1 protein-coding gene is annotated in these 3,514 nt (G+C 67.7%); it reads left to right on the forward strand.

Annotation, left to right across the window (positions count from 1 at the left end):
- The coding region (locus tag K7G19_RS24855) for a non-ribosomal peptide synthetase (protein WP_226109662.1) at nt 1-3,514 on the forward strand (3,514 nt) is incomplete at both ends.

Below are 3,514 nucleotides of genomic sequence, written 5' to 3' on the forward strand. Positions count from 1 at the left end.
GGCCGGTGCCGGCCCGGAAACCGTCGTCGGCGTCGTGCTCGACCGCAGCCCTGACCTGATCGTACGGCTGCTGGCCACGCTGAAGGCCGGCGCCGCCTACCTGCCGTTGGACCCCGAACTGCCGGCTGCGCGTATCGAGCAATTGCTGCGGGACGCCGGCGTCAAGCTCGTTCTGACCTCCCGAGTCCTGACCGGCCGGATCGATACCACCCTGCCGGTCATCGTCATGGAAGACGTTGGTGAACCGGAGGCGGTGCAACTGCCGACCGTCGATCCTCGCCAGCTCGCCTATCTCATCTACACCTCCGGCTCCACCGGCACGCCCAAAGGCGTCGCCGTCGAGCACGGACCGCTGGCGATGCACTGCCACGCCACCGTCGAGCAATACGGCATGGGACCGGATGACCGGGAGCTGCACTTCCTGTCCTTCAACTTCGACGGGGCCCACGAACGCTGGCTGGTACCGCTGATCGCCGGCGCCCAGCTGGTGCTGCGCGACGACACCCTGTGGAGCGCCGAGCAGACTCTCGAAGTGATCGCGCGCGAAAGCGTCACCAATGCCGGCTTCCCGCCCGCGTACCTGCTGCGTCTGGCCGAGGCGGCCACCGAGCCGGTGCCGCTGCGCCTGCTGTCCTTCGGCGGCGAAGCGATGTCGCGCGAGGCCTTGGCCCGCATCAAGCAGAAATTCCAGGCTGGCACGCTGATCAACGGCTACGGACCCACCGAGGCCGTGGTCACGCCGCTGGCCTGGGTCGGGCAGCGCGACACCGACTGCGCGAGCGCGTACGTGCCGATCGGCACACCGGTGGGCGACCGCACCGCCTACGTGCTGGACGCGGACCTGAACCCGGTGCCGGTAGGCGTGGCAGGCGAGCTCTATATCGGCGGCCTGGGTCTCGCGCGCGGCTATGTCGGCAGACCGGGACTGACCGCGGAGCGCTTTGTCCCCGACCCCTTCACCGCCGGCGCCCGCATGTACCGCACCGGCGATCTGGTACGGCGTTGCCGCGACGGCAGCATCGAATACGTCGGCCGGCTGGACCATCAGGTCAAGATCCGCGGCTACCGCATCGAACTCGGCGAGATCGAGGCGCGCCTGCGCGCCCATGCCGCGGTCCGGGAGGCCGTCGTCCTTGCGCACGATGACCAAGGCGGGAAACAGCTGGTCGCGTATATCGTCACGCGCGAGAACACCTCCGATCTCTCCGCCGAGCTTCGCGGCTATCTCGAAGGCTGCCTGCCGGCCTATATGGTCCCGGCGCACATCATCGAGCTGGATCGGCTGCCGGTCACGACGAACGGCAAGCTGGATCGTCGCGCGCTGCCTGAGCCGGCGTGGGAAGCCAAGAGCTACGTCGCGCCGCGCAACGGCATCGAAGCGCGGCTCGCCCAGGTCTGGCAGGAGGTTCTTGGTGTCGAGCGAGTCGGCATCACCGACAACTTCTTCGAACTTGGCGGCGACTCGATCCTGTCGATCCAGGCGGTCAGCCGGGCGCGTCGCGTCGGCCTGCGCTTCACGCCCAAGGACCTGTTCCTGCACCAGACCGTGCAGGCACTCGCGCAGATCGCCACGCGCGAGGAAGCAAACCGGGCCGTCGAAGACACGCCGACCGGCGAGGTGCCGCTGCTGCCGATCCAACAGGCGTTCTTCGAGACGCCGATGCCGCACCGCCACCATTGGAACCAATCGGTGCTGCTGCGTCCGCGGTCGCCGCTCGACCACGACGCACTGGGGCAGGCGCTGCTGGCGGTGGTCCAACATCACGACGCGCTGCGGCTACGGTTCCGGCAGACCGAGGGCGAATGGCGCCAGCACTACGCCGAGCCGGCAGAAGACGAGTTGCTGTGGCAGCAAGATGTCGCTGGTCTGGAGGCCATGGACGAACACTGCACCCGCGCGCAACAGAGCCTCGATCTGCAACACGGTCCGTTGCTTCGTGCGCTGCATCTGCGGCTTCCGGACGGCAGTGAGCGCCTTCTGCTCGCGGTACACCATCTGGTGATCGACGGCGTGTCATGGCGCGTCCTGCTGGAAGATCTGCAGCAGGCGTATCGCCTTGCGCGGGACGGCCGGTCGATCGCCCTTCCGCCCAGGACGGCGTCGTACAAGGCCTGGTCGCAGGCATTGGTCCAGCACGCGAACTCGGACGATCTGATCCGGCAGGCGGACTACTGGCGCACCCAGCAAGGGCCGGAACTGCCTTGCGATCGCGTCGTGGAGAACGATCGCATCGCCGACGCCGCCACGCTGACCCTGCAGCTGTCGCCGGCGCAGACGCAGCGGCTGCTCAAGCAAGCCCCTGCGGCGTATCGCACGCAGATCAACGACCTGCTGCTCAGCGCGCTCGCGCGAGCCGTCGGCGATTGGGCGAGCGTGGACCGAGCGGCCATCTTCCTGGAAGCGCATGGCCGCGAGGCGTTGTTCGAGAACGTGGATATCAGCCGCACCGTCGGCTGGTTCACCAGCTTGTTCCCCGTCGTCCTGCCGGTGCTCGGCGACACCGGCAGCAGCATCAAGGCGGTCAAGGAAACGTTGCGCGCCATCCCCCATCACGGCATCGGCCATGGCTTACTGCGGCTTCTCGGACCGCAGGCGATCCGCGACGAACTTGCCGCGCTTCGTTCGCCTCGCATTACGTTCAACTATCTGGGCCAGCTTGACGCCAATATCGACGAAGCGGCCCTGTTCGATCGGGCCACAGAGTCTCCGGGGCAGCCCGTCTCCCCCGACGCACCGCTTGACAACTGGATCACGATCAATGGCCAGGTCATCGGCGGCGTGCTGTCGCTGGGCGTCACGTTCAGCACCGCCCGCTACCGCCACGACACCATCGCCTCGCTGGTGGACGCCTACCGGCAGGCGTTGGAGACCACCATCGACCACTGCATCGGCATGCCACCCGGCGCGCTGACACCGTCCGATGTGCCGCTCGCCGGCCTGAACCAGCATCAGCTCGATCGCCTCGACGGCCGCCAGATCGAGGACCTGTATCCGCTCACGCCGATGCAGCACGGCATGCTGTTCCACTCGCTCTACGCGCCGGAGGCCGGGCTGTACGTCAACCAGCTCGCCATCACGCTCGATGGCCTCGATGCCGAGCGCTTCCGCTCGGCCTGGGACGAGACGGTCGCGTGCCATGAAATCCTGCGAACCGGCTTCGTCTGGATCGACGGGCAGGCGATGCAGGCGGTCTATCGGCAGGTGCCTTCGCCGGTTCGGATCAATGCCGAACGCGACTGGAACGAATCGGCGTGCGAGGACGTTGCGCTCGAAGAACGCAAGCTGGCCTTCGCGCTCGACTCTGCGCCGCTGATGCGCGTGCGCCTCCTCCGCCTGGGCGCGAACCGCTACCGCATGATCTGGACCAGCCACCATCTGCTGCTCGATGGCTGGAGCACCGCCCGCCTGATCGGCGAAGTCCTGCAGCGCTACCACGGCCAGCCGGTCGAGGTGCCCGCCTCGCGCTATCGCGACCACATCGCCTGGCTGCAGACCCACGATGTCGCCGCCAGC

Source organism: Cupriavidus sp. DB3 (genome assembly GCF_020418465.1).
In the GTDB taxonomy this organism is placed as follows: Bacteria; Pseudomonadota; Gammaproteobacteria; order Burkholderiales; family Burkholderiaceae; genus Cupriavidus; species Cupriavidus cauae.